Annotated in this window: 11 protein-coding genes and 1 pseudogene; 1 reads left to right on the top strand and 11 read right to left on the bottom strand. The window is 71.5% G+C overall.

Annotated features, from left to right (window positions below; translation table 11 throughout):
* Positions 1–888 carry a histone protein gene (locus QT196_RS06130; RefSeq protein ID WP_290354507.1) on the bottom strand — a complete coding sequence of 296 codons (888 nt, stop codon included), beginning with the start codon at positions 886–888 and terminating at the stop codon, positions 1–3.
* 353 nt (positions 889–1241) lie between these two features.
* Between QT196_RS06130 and QT196_RS06125 the strand changes: the two genes are divergently transcribed.
* Positions 1242–2771: an alpha/beta hydrolase gene (locus QT196_RS06125; RefSeq protein ID WP_168477977.1), complete on the top strand. Its 1530-nt coding sequence runs from the start codon at positions 1242–1244 to the stop codon at positions 2769–2771.
* A 42-nt stretch (positions 2772–2813) separates the two neighbouring features.
* Here the strand turns inward: QT196_RS06125 and QT196_RS06120 are convergent, their stop codons facing one another.
* The 10 genes and pseudogenes from QT196_RS06120 to QT196_RS06075 form a co-directional block, all read right to left on the bottom strand.
* A complete protein-coding gene (locus QT196_RS06120) occupies positions 2814–3041 on the bottom strand; it encodes a DUF6458 family protein (protein WP_168477976.1) in 228 nt (75 codons plus the stop codon).
* 133 nt (positions 3042–3174) lie between these two features.
* Positions 3175–4161, bottom strand: a complete 987-nt coding sequence (locus tag QT196_RS06115) for a Ku protein (protein WP_168483592.1) — start codon at positions 4159–4161, stop codon at positions 3175–3177.
* Between the two features lie 138 nt (positions 4162–4299).
* Positions 4300–5694, bottom strand: coding sequence for a DUF2252 domain-containing protein (locus QT196_RS06110; protein ID WP_168477975.1), 1395 nt, complete (start codon positions 5692–5694; stop codon positions 4300–4302).
* A gap of 22 nt (positions 5695–5716) precedes the next feature.
* Entirely contained in the window at positions 5717–6118 is a 402-nt protein-coding gene (locus tag QT196_RS06105; RefSeq protein ID WP_168477974.1) for a hypothetical protein, read from the bottom strand.
* Between the two features lie 97 nt (positions 6119–6215).
* Entirely contained in the window at positions 6216–7052 is an 837-nt protein-coding gene (locus tag QT196_RS06100; protein WP_290354506.1) for a hypothetical protein, read from the bottom strand.
* Between the two features lie 710 nt (positions 7053–7762).
* Positions 7763–8011: pseudogene (locus QT196_RS06095) on the bottom strand (monovalent cation/H+ antiporter complex subunit F); the annotation flags it as partial.
* 40 nt (positions 8012–8051) lie between these two features.
* On the bottom strand, positions 8052–10499 hold the full coding sequence (locus tag QT196_RS06090; RefSeq protein WP_290354505.1) for a phosphoketolase family protein: 2448 nt from the start codon (positions 10497–10499) through the stop codon (positions 8052–8054).
* Positions 10500–10533: 34 nt separating this feature from the next.
* Positions 10534–10728: a hypothetical protein gene (locus tag QT196_RS06085; RefSeq protein ID WP_168477971.1), complete on the bottom strand. Its 195-nt coding sequence runs from the start codon at positions 10726–10728 to the stop codon at positions 10534–10536.
* Positions 10729–10881: 153 nt separating this feature from the next.
* A complete protein-coding gene (locus tag QT196_RS06080; RefSeq protein ID WP_168477970.1) occupies positions 10882–15138 on the bottom strand; it encodes a bifunctional nitrate reductase/sulfite reductase flavoprotein subunit alpha in 4257 nt (1418 codons plus the stop codon).
* A 144-nt stretch (positions 15139–15282) separates the two neighbouring features.
* Positions 15283–16515: an FAD-dependent oxidoreductase gene (locus QT196_RS06075; protein WP_290354504.1), complete on the bottom strand. Its 1233-nt coding sequence runs from the start codon at positions 16513–16515 to the stop codon at positions 15283–15285.
* Between the last annotated feature and the right edge of the window lie 62 nt (positions 16516–16577).

Here is a 16577-nt window from a genome sequence, read left to right as displayed (position 1 = left end):
TTACCTCCGGCGCTCGACGCGCGATGCTGTCTTCTTGGCGCTCTTCTTCGCAGGAGCTGCCTTCTTCTGCGCGGCAGTCTTCTTCGCAGGAGCTTTTTTGGCGGCGGCCTTGCCTGCCGTCTTTTTGGCCGCGGTCGTCTTGCCCGTGGTCTTCTTCGCGGCCGTCTTCTTCGCGGCGGTCTTCTTGGCCGCGGACTTCTTTGCCGGGGCCGCCTTCTTGGCTGTCTTCTGTGCGGCGGTCTTCTTCGCCGCCGTCTTCTTTGCCGCGGTCTTCTTGGCGGGTGCGGCCTTCTTCGCCGCGGTCTTCCGGCCGTCGGCGGCCTTCTTCCCGGCGGTCTTCTTGGCGGGCTGCCCACCCCGCTTCTGTGCGCCGCCTCGTGGCGTACGCCGACGGGGCCGCTCCTCGGGCTCCTCTTCCTCCTCCTCGGGCTCCTCCTCCGCACCCTCACCCTCGTCGTACTCCTCTTCCGGCTCTTCTTCCTCCTCGGGCTCCTCCTCTTCCTCCTCCGGCTCTTCCTCCTCGTCGTACTCGAATTCCCCCTCTTCCTCCTCGCCTTCTTCTTCCTCCTCCGGGCCGAATTCGAGCACGCGGGTACGGTCGTGGAGGGTGTCGGCGAGCGTCTCCAGACGGCGGTTGGCCGCGGTCGTCAGGGCCTTCTTCCCGACGTCCAGCACTTCTCCGCGCAGCTGCTCCCCCAGCTCTGCGACCTGGGGAATCTCGTTGAGCTTGCGCATTCCCTGGGCCACGAGCTGGCGTGGTTCGAGCCCGAACTGCCGCCCGGCGATATAGGACGCCATCGTGAGCGCGAACCGGCCCTTCTTCGTCCGGCCCAGCACATAGCCACCGGCCAAGGCGGCGGCCAGCAGGACCTTGGTTCCGTCATTCATGGGTACGTCACCTTTTCCCGGCCGTGCAGCCGATGGGCGTCTGTGCAGGGCCCCACCACGCGATGGCATCGATCTGCCCTACTCTCCAGAGTGATCGGAGTCGCGACCTCCGCATCTTGAGCGGACCGAAAGGCCCCCGGGACCACGCTCCGAGAAGGCCCGGCCCCGCTGGGTGGCCGGGTCATGACGCCGTGACCGTCGGTTGCCGCCGGGGCCCGTCGCAGGCGCCACGGCGGCCGGCGCACGGCAGGTGTGCGGGAGCTCTGCAACGGCCCTAGGCTCGGAATATGCCGGGAACACGCCGTGCACCGTCTCGTGTGGGAGTAGGGGGAGCGCGGTGTGTTCGCCGGCGCATGACAGCCCTGCGGCTGTCGGCCCTGGCGGCGGTGGTGGCGCTGCTCTGCGTCTTCGTGGGAACTCCGGCCGCGGGGGCCGTCGATGACCCGGAGCTGACGCCGTTCTACCAGCAGACACTGTCCTGGGAGCCCTGTGGCCAGGACCTCCGGAACGGCGCGCAGAGCGACGGCGCCTCCCAGCCGCCCGGCTTCCGGGAACGCCTGGAGTGCGCCCGTATGGAGGTGCCGCGGGACTACGCCAACCCCAAGCGGAGCACGATGCAGGTCCAGCTGATCCGGCTGAAGGCGACCGGGCCCGGCGAGCACCTCGGCTCACTGGTGATCAACCCCGGAGGTCCGGGTGCTTCCGGCGTCAACTATCTGATCGACAGCGGGAACGCCTTCGCCCGGCTGAACCAGCGCTACGACATCGTCAGCTTCGATCCGCGCGGCACCGGCCACACCGAACCCATCTCCTGCGGCAGCAAACTCGCCACGGGCGGCGACGACAGCCTCGCCACGAAGGAGAAGCGCATCAACGAGGCCTGCGGCCGGTACTCCGGCGGGCTGCTGCGCTGGGTCGGCACCCCCGATGTCGCCCGGGACATGGACGTCCTGCGCGCCGCCGTCGGCAACGACAAGCTCAACTACCTGGGTTTCTCCTACGGCAGCAAGCTGGGCGCGGTCTACGCCCACGAGTTCCCCGACAAGGTCGGCCGGATGGTCCTGGACAGCGTCGAGGACCCGACCAAGAACACCTGGCAGACCGCACTGGCCCAGGCCCGCGGCTTCCAGCGGGCGCTGGACGACTTCGCCGCCGACTGCCTCCAGGGCGTGGGCTGCCCGCTGGGTGGCGACAAGCGCCAGGCGCAGGAGCAACTGCGCACGTGGTACCAGGAGTTGAGTGAACGGCCGATGAAGGTGAAGGGCGAGACGGTGGATGAGACCACCTATGTGTACGCCTTGCGGGAGGCCCTCTACAGCAGAAGCGACTGGCCGGCGCTGCGCCAGGCGCTGGCGCAGCTGCGGCGGGGCGACGCCGCCGGGATCCTCCGCCTGAGCGAGAGCGGTGGCGGCAGCGCCGCCCGTACGGTCCCGGCACCGCAGGTGGGGCGGGACGAGCTACCGCCGCAGGACCAGCTGGCCCTCCGGGCGATCTCGTGCCGGGACACCTCGGAACGCTACGGCGCCGACGACTACCCCCGGGCGGAGCGCGAACTCACCCAGGCGTCCCCGCTCTTCGGCCCGGACATCGCCCCGCTCCTGCTGGACTGCTACGGCTGGCCGGTGGCGGGCGACGACTCCTCCCGGGCGGTCGCGGCGCCCGACGCACCGCCGCTGCTGCTCGTCGCGACCAGCAACGACCCGGCGACGCCGTACGAGGGCGCCTTCAACATGGCCCGTGAGCTGGGTAATTCGAGTGTGGTGCTGACCTTCCACGGTGAGGGACATGCCGCCTACACCACCGGAGACCTCTGTGTGCAGGGCCATGTCGACGACTTCCTGCTGAACGGGGTCCTGCCGAAGGCCGGTACGTCCTGCGGCTGAAGGGCGGTGCCGGTGGCGAAACCAAGACCGCCTGGCCGGTGACTACTTGTAGTAGCGGGTGTCCTCGACATCGACGACCGGAGCGGCCGGGGACGGCGGCTGGACGCGCCGCCGCTTCAAAATGCTCACATAGGTCGCGAGCCCGATGATGCCGACGATCATCATGATGATGCCGACCAGGTCAACGTTGATGCCGGCCATGTGCCAGTCCACCGCGAAGGTGAGAATCGCCCCCACCGCGAGCAGACCGATGCATCCGCCGATACCCATGGCGTCAGCCTCCGTAACTGTATGGGCAGTAAGGCCTGATGACGCTCGCGTACCCCGCGGCGGACGCCTTATGTGCACAGGCGGGGCGGGGCGGCCACCGGCGGCCGGGGCCCGGCGGCGGGCGGCGGGAGGCTCAGCCGGCCCGCCGCCCGCCCCGGCTCGCGGTCTTCTTCGCCGCGGTCTGCTTCTTGGCGGCGGTCTTCTTGGCAGCTGCCTTCGTGGCGGTGCTCTTGGTGGCGGTGGACTTCGCCGCCGTGCTCTTCGCCGCTGTGCTCTTCTTCGCCGTGGTCTTCTTCGCGGTACGGCCGGACCGGGACGCGGGCTCCTCGTCCTCGCCGCGGGACCTCTTGGCCGCCCGGACGCTGTCCTGGAGGGCCGCCATCAGGTCCATCACCTCTCCGGCGGGCTGCTCCTCGCCGGCCGGGAACTCCGGCTCACGGTGCGCCAGCTTCGCCGACACGATCTCTTCGAGTGACTCCCGGTAGTGATCGTGCAGATCGTCGTCCGACAGCTCACCGAAGGAATCCATCAGGGCCTCGGCGGCCGACACCTCGTTGCGGGCGACCTCCGCCTGCCGCTCGGGCAGCACCCCGTCCATGGAACGGATCTGGTGCGGCCACAACAGCACCTGCATGACCAGCGCATCCTGCATCGGGCGGATCATCGCGAGGGTCTCCCGCCCGTGCAGCGCGATCTTGCCCAGCCCGACGCGCTGATGCCGCTCCATCGCCTCCCGCAGCAGCACGTAGGGCTTGGCCGCGGCGGGGCTGTCGATGCCCAGGTAGTAGCCCTTGCCCATCTGGAGCGGGTCGATGTCGCCGCCGGCGACGAACGCCAGGATCGTCAGGGTCTTCGCGGTGGGCAGCGGCAGCGCGTCCAGATCCTCGTCGCTCAGCGGCACCACCGTGTCGCCGTCGCCGGGCTTGTAGCCCCGGCCGATCTCGTCCTGGGTGATCTCGACGCCCTCCAGTGAGCACACGGGCTGGTTGCGCACCCGTCCGCCGTCCGCCGTATGGATCCGCACAAAGCTCACCGACGCGGAGGTGTCCGTGGCGTTGTACGCGGCGACCGGGATCGTGACCAGGCCGAAGCTGATGGAGAACTTCGCCGTGGGGCGCATGGGGGCCGCCTTCATCGGAGCCATTCGGCACCATGCTAGGCGGGGCGGACGGACCGTACATCCCGGGCGATACCGGGTGCGCCGAACGGGTGGCGTCGGCAGCGCCCGCCCCTCGCCGCCGCGGTGCCGCCCGCCGGTTCAGCCCGGGTGGGCGGTGACCCGGCCGTCCCGGACCGCCTCCACGAGTGCCTGGTGATCGCGCTCGTTCTGGTCCGCGTAACGCTCCGCGAACCGCGCCAGCGCCTCATCGAAGACCGTTCCCCGCCCGAGGTAGCCGGCGATCGCGAACCGGTCGCCGGAGCGGGCGTGCGCACGGGCCAGCGTGGCACCGCAGCGCACCGCGAACCGCCGCATGCCCACCGGCACCATCGAGTCCGCGGGCATGATGCCCTTCCAGTCGCGCAGCTGGCGTACGTAGAAGTCGCGGCTGCGGCCGTCGATCCCGGTGACCCGGTCCCAGCCGAGGAAGATGTCACTGGCGGCCTGCATCAGCCGCTGGCCGCCCACGACGCGCTCGCCCTGGGTGGGCTGGACGGCCGCGCCGACGTACGGGGCGAGGACCGACTCGTCGGCCTCCTTGGCCTGGAGCAGCAGCGGGTCTTCGGTGTCCTTGCCGAGCAGCAGCACGATCCAGCAGCGGGTGCCCACACTGCCCACGCCCACGACCTTGCGGGCCACGTCGACCACCCGGTACTGCTCCAGCAGCCGCCGGTGGTCCGACCGCAGAGAGCCGGAGTAGCTCTCGATCAGCGCGCGGATCCGCTCCTCCAGCTCATCGCGCTCCACGTCCGGCAGCAGCTCGTCCAGCGTCATGATCAAGGGGGGATCGGCGGCGAAGCGGACCCGGCCGTCGGCGCTCTTCCGGGTCAGCTTGTGGAACGCCTGCACGGTGTCGTGCGTACGGGCTTCCGTGATGACCCGGGACAGCCCCGCCCGGCCCCTGCTGCCCAGCTCCTGCGCCTCCTCGGCCTGTACGTCGGCCATGTCGGCATGGGCGTACCAGACCTCCAGGGTCCGCAGGTCCGCGTACTGATACATCCGGTCGCGGTAGGACGCGCAGGCGGCCCGCACGATGTCGGCCCGGACCGTCTCGCTGAAGCCGTTGCCGCGGCCCGCGATGGCGAAGCTGGCCGCCAGCCGTTTGACGTCCCACTCCCACGGCCCGGGCAGGGTCTCGTCGAAGTCGTTGATATCGAACATCAGATGCCGCTCGGGGGAGGCCAGCAGCCGGAAGTTCAGCAGATGGGCGTCCCCGCACAGCTGGGTCCGCAGCCCCGTCGACTGGGTCGTCGCCAGGTCCGCGGCCATGATGGCGGCGGCACCGCGGTAGAAGCGGAACGGCGACTCCAGCATCCGCCCGTAGCGGATGGGTACCAACTCCGGTACGCGGGAGGCGGATTGCCGTTCGATGATGTCCACCGGATCGGCGCGGTCCGCCGGGGGCTGGAAGTCCGCATGACGGGAGCGGGGCACTTCGGAGCGAAGTGCCCTGCCCTGTTCCGCGCGTTCCTGCGCGGTGGGTCCGGTGGTCATGGCCGGTGCCGGAGGGTTCGGCTCACCTGGTGGCGGCGGTGTGGCGGTGGTTATCCGTACACAGCGCCCAGATGATGAAGATGTCGATGGCGATCAGCACGATGGCCCAGAACGGGTAGTGCGGAATCCACAGGAAGTTCGCGAGCGCACCCAGGCCGGCCAGGATCACACCGATGACCCGTGCCCACATCGCGCCGGTCGCGAGCAGTGCGACACCCGCGAGCAGGATGACGATGCCCAGGATGAGATGGATCCAGCCCCAGCCCGTGAGGTTGAAGGAGAAGACGTAGTTCTGTGTGGTGACGAAGACCTGGTCCTTGGCGATGGCGGAGATGCCTTCCAGGAAGGCCATCGCGCCACCGAAAATCATCAGGACCGCGGCGAACGCCGTCCAGCCGCCCACATATTTCTTCTGAGTGGCCATGGGTCACTCCTCACTTGAGAAACCTGGCCGTCCGAACCGGACCCACAGGTGACCATGCAGTGCATCCACGTTTACACAGGGTCCGGTCGGCCGCATGTCAGGGGCGTTCGTAGGCCTGGAGCACCCCGGCGACCGCGAAGCACAGGGCCCCCGTGAGAGTGCCCCAGTTGGCTACGCCGACGCTGATCTCACTGCCGGTCTCCGGACGGGTGAACGCGGCCACCGCGGAGACCATGAAGAGCACGGATCCCAGCTGATTGACCGCGACGATCCACCAACCGAGGCGGCGCCGGTGGATGCACGGCCGGCCGTGGCAGATCTCGGCGATCGCCAGATGACCCGAGATCAGGAACAGCAGACAGCCGATCATGTCGGGCGCCCAGACCAGCCGGTCCAGCTGGCGGCTCGTGAGCCCCTGGAGAAAGGAGTCCAGCAGGTTGACGCCGAACACCAGCGTCCCCGCGAACAGCACGAAGGTACTGAGCCAGTCGATCCGGCCCGGCTCGTAGCTCCACCACCGGAAGCGGTGCGTGGTCAGCGAACCGGCCGTGCTCTCCCGCCGTGGCGCGTTGATGGCCTGAACGAGTGAGGCATAGCCGCCCAGGGTGAAGAACACCCCGCCGGTGAAGTAGATCGTGGCGCTGGTGGTCCGGCCCGAGCTCCACTGGGCGAGCGCCGCGCCGAGGGCGAAGAGGGTCCCGCCGATCGTGAAGGAGACCGCGGCCACGCCGTTGAGCTTGCGCAGCCGGTCGAGCGCCGGGGCGCCGGCGCGCCGCGCACTGGTCTCGGTGGCGCCCTCGGGCCGTACGGCGAGCGTCCCGCGCTTACGGGCCGCCCGCGACTCCCAGACGGCGGTGCCGCCCTCTTCGAGGCGCCAGGTCAGCCGGGTGATGAACGGTCCCGCACCCTCGGCACGCTCCTCGGAATTCCGCACCCGCCGAGCGTAGAACCTGTCCGGCGGGTCGGCGCGGGCCCACGCCGACCCATGGGCAGGCCCCGGCGATCCGCCGTGGGACGGCCAGGGCCTGCCTCGTCACTGTGGTGCGGGCGTACCCCGCAGCTCCGGGGTGGGCTGTCCGGAGCTGCCCGGTGGCGCGGCCCTTCCCACGCCCGGGGCCGGGAGCGGATCGGGCGCGGGGCCGGGCTCCGGTCCCGGTGTCGGCGGCGCCGGATGGGGCGGGACCGGGTCCGGCTCGGGACGTGGTGGCTGCGGGGGCACCGGATCGGGGCCCGGTGCGGGGACCGGGCCGGGTACCGGGCCCGGCGTGGGTCCTGGTGGCCCGGGGCCCGGGCCCGGGGTGGGCGGGACCGGGTCCGGATGGGTGCTGCCCGGCGGTCGTGATGGCTGTCGCACCGTCATGAGCTCCTCACACGTCGCTCCTCCGCGGCCGGACGCCCGGCGCCCGCTCCGCGCGGCATGCTGGTTCTCCTTGCCGATCCCGCGCCGGCCATGCGGCATACGGCGTACGGACTCCGCGAGGTCCTCCTCACTGTGCGACGCCCCGGATCGCCCGGCGACACGGACGGCGAACGGCCGCACCGCTCCCCGCGCCACCCGGACGCGCGAGCGTACGACGGTCCGGAACGGGCACCCCCGCCCGCATGAACGCCACAGACAGCGGCACCGGCACGGACACCGGCACGGAGCGGCAGCACCACCGCGGGCACGGCCGTATAGCTCAGTGCCGTCACCGCGAGCAGCGAGCGCGGCCGCGGCGGATGGGCCGCCAACTGGTCGGCGAGCAGCCGTACATACAGCAGCGTGCCGGCCGGTCCCAGCACCGCGAGCACCAGCGCCGGATCGGTGTACGCCGGGCGGCCGTAGCCCTGGGCCAGCAGCAGGATCACCAGGCTGAGCAGGGTGGTCGCCAGGTTCTGGGCGGGCACCCGCCGCGCGTTACTCCGTCGGAGGCGGGGCCGCCACCGGGCCCCGTCAGCCCGCCCAGGTCCAGTCGGCGACCTCCGGCAGGTCGGTGCCGTGCTCCCGGATCCAGGCGTGGTGGCGGGTATGGGCGTCTGCCATCTCCTGCCGCAGCGCGACGGCGCGCACCCCGAGGCCGGGCACCCGGTCCACCACGTCCATCACCAGCCGGAACCGGTCGAGATCGTTGCGGACGACCATGTCGAAGGGCGTGGTCGTGGTGCCCTCCTCCTTGTAGCCGCGGACATGCAGATTCCGGTGTCCGGCGCGGCGGTAGCAGAGCCGGTGGATCAGCCACGGGTAGCCGTGGTAGGCGAAGATGACCGGCTTGTCGCGGGTGAACAGTGCGTCGTACTCGGGGTCCGGCATACCGTGCGGATGCTCCCCCGACGGCAGCAGCCGCGCCATGTCGACGACATTGACCACCCGCACCGCCAGCTCCGGCAGATGCCGTCGCAGCAGAGCGGCGGCGGCCAGCGTCTCCTGGGTGGGGACGTCCCCCGCGCAGGCCAGCACCACATCGGGGGTTGGGGTCTCCCCTGTTCGAGCGGAGCCGAGAGCTTGGGGAACGCTGCCGTCCTCGGTGCCCGCCCACTGCCAGGCACCGGCGCCGCGTGCGCAGTGGGTGCGGGCCTCGTCGAGGGTGAGCCAGTCGAAGCCGGGCTGTTTGCCGGCCACGATCACATTGACGTAGTCACGGCTGCGCAGTGCGTGATCGGCCACCGAGAGCAGGGTGTTGGCGTCCGGCGGCAGATAGACCCGGACCACCTCCGGGCTCTTGTTGAGGATGTGGTCGACGAAGCCGGGGTCCTGGTGCGAGAAGCCGTTGTGGTCCTGCCGCCAGACGTGTGAGGTGAGCAGGTAGTTCAGCGAGGCGAGGGGGCGCCGCCAGGGGATCCGGCGGGCGGTCCGCAGCCATTTGATGTGCTGGTTGACCATCGAGTCGACGATGTGCGCGAACGCCTCGTAGCTGGAGAAGAGTCCGTGCCGGCCGGTGAGGAGGTAGCCCTCCAGCCAGCCCTGGCACAGATGCTCGGAGAGCACCTCCATGACCCGGCCGTCGTGGGCCAGATGCTCATCGGTGTCCAGGGTCTGCGCCTGCCAGGCCTTGCCGGTGGCGTCGTAGAGCGCCTCCAGTCGGTTGGACGCGGTCTCGTCGGGGCCCACGACACGGAAGTCGCGGCGTTCCGCGGTGGCGTCCATGACCGCTTGCAGCAGCCCGCCCAGTACCCGGGTCGGCTCGTGCAGCACGGTGCCGCGCTTGTCGACCTCCACGGCGTACCGCTCCAGCGGCGGCAGCGGCAGGTCCCGCACCAGCAGACCGCCGTTGGCGTGCGGCGAGGCACCGAGCCGGCGCGAGCCCTCGGGCACACACGCCAGCACCTCGGGGCGCGGCCGGCCCTCGGCGTCGAACAGCTCGTCCGGCCGGTACGAGCGCAGCCACTCCTCCAGCTGCCGCAGATGCCCGGCGTCGTCCCGTACGCCGGGCAGCGGGACCTGGTGGGAGCGCCAGGTGCCCTCGACGGGCCGCCCGTCGACCTCGTGCGGGCCGGTCCAGCCCTTGGGGGTGCGCAGCACGATCATGGGCCAGCGGGGGCGCTCGGTGACCCCCTCGTTGCGGGCCCGGTGCTGGATGGCGGCGATCCGGTCCAGGGCGTGGTCCATGGCGGCGGCCAGCTCCTGATGGACCGTCGCCGGATCGTCGCCGGTGACATGGATCGGGTCATGGCCGTAGCCGCGCAGCAGCGCGTCCAGCTCGTCCTGCGGGATCCGGGCCAGCACCGCCGGGTTGGCGATCTTGTAGCCGTTGAGATGCAGCAGGGGCAGCACCGCGCCGTCGTGCACCGGGTCCAGGAACTTCGTGGCGTGCCAGGACGCGGCCAGCGGCCCGGTCTCCGCCTCGCCGTCGCCGACCACACAGGCGACCAGCAGCTCCGGATTGTCGAACGCCGCGCCATAGGCATGGGTGAGGGAGTAGCCCAGCTCGCCGCCCTCATGGATCGAGCCCGGGGTCTCCGGAGCGACATGGCTGGGGATGCCGCCGGGGAACGAGAACTGCCGGAACAGCCGGGCCATGCCCGCGGCGTCCCGGCTGACATCGGGATAGGTCTCGGAGTAGGTGCCGTCCAGCCAGGAGTTGGCCACCACGGCGGGACCGCCGTGCCCCGGACCCCATACGCACAGGGCGTCCAGGTCACGGGCCTTGATGACGCGGTTGAGGTGGGTGTGCACCAGGTTCAGGCCGGGCGAGGTGCCCCAGTGGCCCAGCAGCCGCGGCTTGATGTGCTCGGGGCGCAGCGGCGCCTCCAGCAGTGGATTGGCCATCAGATAGATCTGCCCGACGGCCAGATAGTTGGCGGCCCGCCAGTGGGCGTCGAGCCGTCGCAGCTCGGCGGTGTCGAGGGGCCCCGGCGCCGCCGGGGCCCCCGTCGTCCCTGCCGGGGTTTCCGCGTCGTGCATCTCAACTCCTTCAGGGTGGCGTGCGGCGGGTGGGTCAGTCGGGTGGCTCCGGCGCCGGGTGGACATCCGGCTTCGTGCCGGGCGGCTCCTCCGGGACCTGGCCCGGCTCGTCCGGTTCCGGCTCGGCGGGGACCGGGTCCCGTGGCACCGGTTCGGGCTCGCTCGGCACCGGCCCCGGCCCCTTGGGCTCCGGTTCGGTGGTCATCGCGTCAGCGGTCATCAGGGTCATAGCGCTCTCCTTCCTCCCCATCGTCCGTCCAATGCCCGCGGTCGGCCCGTTCAAGAAATCAATCCGGGGCGCGCGAACGGCGGGGGTGGAAGGGAGCGTTACGGAGGGGAGGGGAGGGGAGGGGCGGGCCCGCGGCCCAGGTCCCGGTACGTCTCAGTACACGTCGCGGACGTAGCGCTTGTCGGCGGCGAGCTGTTTGACGTAACCAACGGCGGTCTCCTCCGCCAGGCCGCCGTGCGCGACGGCGATGTCCCGCAGCGCGCGGTCGACATCCTTGGCCATCCGGGACGCGTCACCGCACACATAGAAGTGCGCGCCGTCCTGGAGCCAGGACCACAGCTGGGCGCCGTGTTCGCGCATCCGGTCCTGGACGTAGACCTTGGCCCGCTGATCGCGGGAGAACGCGGTGTCCAGCCGGGTGAGCAGCCCGTCGTGGCGCAGTCGGTCGAGCGCGTCCTCGTAGTAGAAGTCCGTGGCGCGTCGCTGCTCCCCGAAGAAGAGCCAGTTGGGGGCGCGGTGGCCGCGGGCCCGCCGCTCGTCGAGGAAACCGAGGAAGGGCGCGACGCCGGTGCCGGGGCCCACCATCACCATCGGGGTGGCCGGATCGGCCGGCGGGCGGAAGTGGGCGGCGCGCTGGACGAAGACCGGAACCGGGCTGCCGGGCTCGGCATCGGCCAGAAAGGTGGAGGCCACGCCCTTGCGCGGGCGGCCCGCGCGGTTCTCGTAGCGGACCACGGAGACCGTCAGCCGGAGCAGCCCGGGATCGGTCAGCGGGCTCGACGATATGGAGTACAGCCGGGGCTGGAGACGGGGGAGCAGACCGGCCCACTCCGCCGCACCCGCCCGCACCGGGAATTCCGCGAGCACGTCGACGGCCTGCCGGCTCCAGGTCCACTGGGCCAGCTCACCCTTGTTGTCGGGCCGCAGCAGCTTCTTGAGCACCCGGTCACCGGTGCGTTCGGCGACGAGCCGGAGCAGTGCGGGGGTGATCCTGGCGATGTCCAGATGGCGGTGCAGCGCCTCGCCCAGCGGCACCGTGCCCGGGCCCGGGAGTTCTACGGGGGCGGCGGGATCGAGGCCGGTGACGGCCAGCCATTCGGCGACGAGGTCCGGGCAGTTCCGCGGCAGCACGCCGAGCGCGTCGCCCACCTCGTAGTCCAGCGGGGTGCCGTCACCGTCCCGGGTGTCGAGGGTGAACTGCCGCACCTCCTTGGTGGCCCCGGCCCGGCTCAGCAGGTCGTTGCCGACGAGACGGGCGGTGGCGGGCGCGGCCTTGGAGGGCCGGGCGGGGCCGCCGGTCGCCCGGCCCGGAGCGGCGGGAGCCGGGACCGTCCCCGGGGGCGTGCCTGCCGCGGCACCCGCCTCCGCGCCACCGTCCGCCTCCGCGTCGCCTTCCGCTTCGGCGCCGCCCTCCGGTTCCGTCTCGGCCTCCAGCGCCGTGAGGACCTGGTCGAGCCACTGCCCCGCCGGCTGCTCATAGTCCGGTTCGCAGTCCGTACGGGGCACCAGCCGCTTGGCGCCCAGCTCGGCGAGGCGGGCGTCGAGGCGGCGGCCGTGGCCGCAGAAATCGTCGTAGGAGGAATCGCCCAGGGCGAGGACGGAGTAGCGCATCCCGTCCAGCCGGGGTGTGTCCGGCGCGTTCAGGGTCTCCCAGAAGCCGGTCCCGTTGTCGGGGGCGTCGCCGTCGCCGAAGGTGCTGGTGACGATGAGCAGATCGGCGCCGCGCGGCAGGGCGGCCGGTGCGCTGTCGTCCATGCTCAGCAGCGTCGCCGCCCGCCCGATGCCGGTCAGCCTCCGGGCCGTGTCAGCCGCGACCTCCTCCGCGTTGCCCGTCTGGGAGGCCCACAGGACGACGACCGTACGGGCGGCCGGGGCGTCGGCCGCTTCGGCGGGAGCCTCCGCCGGGTCCGCGGCCGTCGCGGACCGGGTGTCCGGTGTGCGGGAGAACATTCCGGCCAGGACGCCGTTGACCCACAGCGCGCTCTCCGGGCTGAACGGGGCGTGCGACGGCAGCACGGGAGTGCCGACGGCGGTGGCGGGCCCGGAGCGCAGCCCGGCGAGAAAGCCGGAGAGATAGCGCCGTTCGTGCGCGGCCAGCGCCGGCGGGGCGGGTTCGCCGAGCCCGAACACCCCGGCCAGCACCGCCGTCGCCGCGTCGTGGCCCTGGTCCGCCCCGGCCCCGGACCCGGCGCCGGTCCGCCCGGCACCCGCCCCGCCCGCGACCCTGGCCAGCGACACCGCGCAGACCTTGAACTCGGGTTGGAAGGAGATCGGGTCGACCGCGTCATGGGTCACCGCGTTGACGCTGAGGTACTCGCCGAACAGGTCGTTCCAGTGGAACGGCGCGAAGCAGTTGCCGGGCCGTACCCGGTCGGTCACCACGGCGGGCAGCACCGCCCGGCCGCGCCGTGAGGCGACCTCCACCGTGTCACCGTCCGCGAGGCCCAGCGCCGCCGCGTCCTGCGGATGCAGCTCCACGAACGGGCCGGGGTTGAGCTTGTTCAGCTTGGCGACCTTGCCGGTCTTGGTCAGGGTGTGCCACTGGTGGGGCAGCCGCCCGGTGTTCAGCACATAGGGGAAGTCGTCGTCGGGCATCTCGGCCGGCGGGAGGTGCGGCCGGGCGAAGAACACGGCCCGGCCGGTCGCGGTGGGAAAGGACAGCCGGGGGCGGGTGCCGTCGGGCCGCTCGTCCAGGGTCTGGCTGATGCCGTCGTTGAGGTAGCGCACCGGGTTGCGGTCGGGCCCGTCGACGGCCGCGCTGGGCCACTGCACCGGGGTGTCCCGCAGCCGCTCATAGGTCACTCCGCGCAGGTCATAGCCGGTCCGCGGGTTCCAGGCGCGTTTGATCTCCTCGAATATCTCCTCCGCGCCGTGGTAGGTGAAGGCGTCCTCGTAGCCCATCGCGCAGGCGATCTCCGCGATGATCCGCCAGTCCGGCCAGGCCTCGCCCGGCGGGTCGGCGGCCGGTCGCACCAGCGTCAGATTGCGCTCCGAGTTGACCAGCACGCCCTCGCCCTCGGCCCACATGGCCGCGGGCAGGACGACATCGGCGTAGGCGTTGGTCTCGGTCTCCGCGAAGACGTCCTGGGCGACCACGAACTCCGCGGCCTCCAGCCCCTCGATGACCGTCCGGCGGTTGGCGACCGAGGCGACGGGGTTGGTGCAGATGATCCAGCACGCCTTGATGTCGCCGTCCGCCATCCGCTGGAACATCTCGACGGTGCCCTGCCCGGGCCCGTCCGCCCGTACCGTCCCCGGTTCCAGGCCCCACAGCTCCTCGGCGAAGGCACGGTCCTCGGCCACCAGCGTCGACCGCTGGCCGGGCAGCCCCGGCCCCATGTAGCCCATCTCGCGGCCGCCCATCGCGTTGGGCTGGCCGGTGAGCGAGAACGGGCCGCTGCCGGGCCGGCAGATCGCACCGGTCGCCAGATGCAGGTTGACCAGGGCATTGGTGTTCCAGGTGCCATGGGTGCTCTGGTTCAGGCCCATGGTCCAGCAGCTCATCCAGTCATCCGCCGCGCCGATCCACTCGGCGGCCCGGCGCAGGTCCGCCTCCGGAATCCCGGTGAGCTCCGCGACCCGCTCGGGCGGATAGTCCTGGAGGAAGGCCGGCATGGCCTCCCAGCCCTCGGTGTGCTCGGCGATGAACTCCGCGTCCACGTGGCCGTTTTCGACCAGCAGATGCAGCAGACCGTTCAGCAGCGCCAGATCCGTACCCGGTGCGATCTGGAGAAACAGATCGGCCTTGGCCGCGGTGGCGGTACGGCGGGGATCGACCACGATCAGCTTGGCGCCCGCCTTCACCCGTTCCATCATCCGCAGGAAGAGGATCGGGTGGCAGTCGGCCATGTTGGAGCCGATGACGAAGAAGACGTCGGCGTGCTCGAAGTCCTGGTAGGAGCCGGGCGGGCCGTCCGCGCCCAGCGACAGCTTGTAGCCGCTGCCCGCGCTCGCCATGCACAGCCGGGAGTTGGACTCGATGTGCCTGGTGCGGACGAAGCCCTTGGCGAGCTTGTTCGCCAAGTACTGGGCCTCCAGCGTCATCTGGCCGGACACGTACAGGGCGAGGGCGTCCGGGCCGTGCTCGTCGACGATCTCGCGCAGCCGCCCGGCGGTCTGTTTGATCGCCGCCGTCATCGGCTCGGCCACCGGCTCGTCGCCGCGGTCCGCGCGCACCAGGGCGGCCGACAGCCGCCCCGGCGCGGCGAGCAGCTCGGCGCTGGTCGCGCCCTTGGTGCACAGCCGGCCGCCGTTCGCCGGGTGGGCCTTGTCCCCGGCCGCCTTGCGGACCGTCCGCCGTCCCTGTTCGTCCGTCGCGACATCCAGCACGATCCCGCAGCCGACCCCGCAGTACGAGCACGCCGTCCGCACCTGCGTGAGGTGCTCTGCCAGCGGTTCCGGTGCGGTCACGGACGGTCCCCTTCGTGGTCGGAAGCTTGTTCCGACCCTACGAACGGCCCGTTAACCGGGTGTCACGGCAAGCGATCATCCGTCGTTACGGCGGCCACACAGTCCCCCCTCGCGCCCCGTGAGAACCGGACGGCGGGCCGCCTTTCAGGGCACGAGGGAGTCCAGTGGTACGCCCGGGTCGGCCAGCTGCCCAGGGTCGACGGCCTGCCCGCTCAGCACCAGTGCCTTGATCGGATCGGTCACGTCCCAGACGTTCACATTCATCCCGGCCAGCACCCGCCCCTTGGAGCACCAGAAGGCGATGAACTCACGGGCGTCGACGTCCCCGCGGAAGACCACCTGGTCATAGCCTTCCGGGTCGGCATAGCCGGTGTACTCCATGCCCAGGTCGTACTGGTCGGTGAAGAAGTACGGCAGCCGGTCGTAGCGGACGTCCTGGCCCAGCATGGCCCGGGCGGCGGTCTGCGGCTGGTGGAGGGCGTTGGCCCAGTGCTCGACGCGCAGATGCCGGCCCAGGACCGGGTGGTAGGCGTTGGCGACATCGCCGGCGGCGAAGACATCGGGGTGCGAGGAGCACAGCCGCTCGTCCACCACGACCCCGTTGTCGACCTTGAGCCCCGCCGCGGCGGCCTGGCTGGTGTTGGGAGTGATCCCGACGCCGACGATCACCGCATCGGCCCCGATACGGCTGCCGTCGGCCAGCCGGACGCCGTCCACCGCACCGTCCGTGCCGGTGATCTCCGCGACCTGGACGCCACAGCGCAGCTCGACCCCGTGATCGGTGTGCAGCTTCGCGAAGACCCGGGCGGCCTCGGGGCCCAGCACCCGCAGCAGCGGCAGCGCCGCGGACTCCAGCACGGTCACCTCGACACCGGCCGCGCGGGCGGCGGCGGTGGTCTCCAGACCGATCCAGCCGGCGCCGATCACCACGATCCGGGACGCGGACCGGAAGAGCTCCTTGAGGCGGTCGCTGTCCGGCAGCCGCCGCAGCGAGTGGACCCCGTCGAGGTCCGCGCCGGGCACCGGCAGCGGGCGCGGGGTGGAGCCGGTGGCCAGCAGCAGCTTGGCGTAGCCGAGCCGGCTGCCGTCCGCGAGGGTCACCTCGTGGCCGGCCGGGTCCAGGGCGGTGACCGCCTGGCCCAGCCGCAGGTCGACGTCGTGCTCGGCGTACCACTCGGGCGGATGGACAAAGGCCGACTCCCGCTCGGCGGTGCCCAACAGATAGCCCTTGGACAGCGGCGGCCGCTCGTACGGCCGCTCGGGCTCGTCGCCGACCAGCACGAGCGGGCCGTCGAAGCCCTCCTTGCGCAGCGTCTCCGCGGCCTTGGCGCCGGCCAGCCCCGCTCCCGCGATCAAGAATGCCGTGTTCCGGCCCATGTCCCGCTCAGCTCCTTCGGACGATCGGTTTCCCCGTCATCCGTTCCCGCCCGGGGCCCCGG

The organism is Streptomyces sp. P9-2B-2 (genome assembly GCF_030406865.1).
Taxonomy (GTDB): Bacteria; Actinomycetota; Actinomycetes; order Streptomycetales; family Streptomycetaceae; genus Streptomyces; species Streptomyces platensis.
This window is presented reverse-complemented; position numbering and strand designations above follow the sequence as displayed.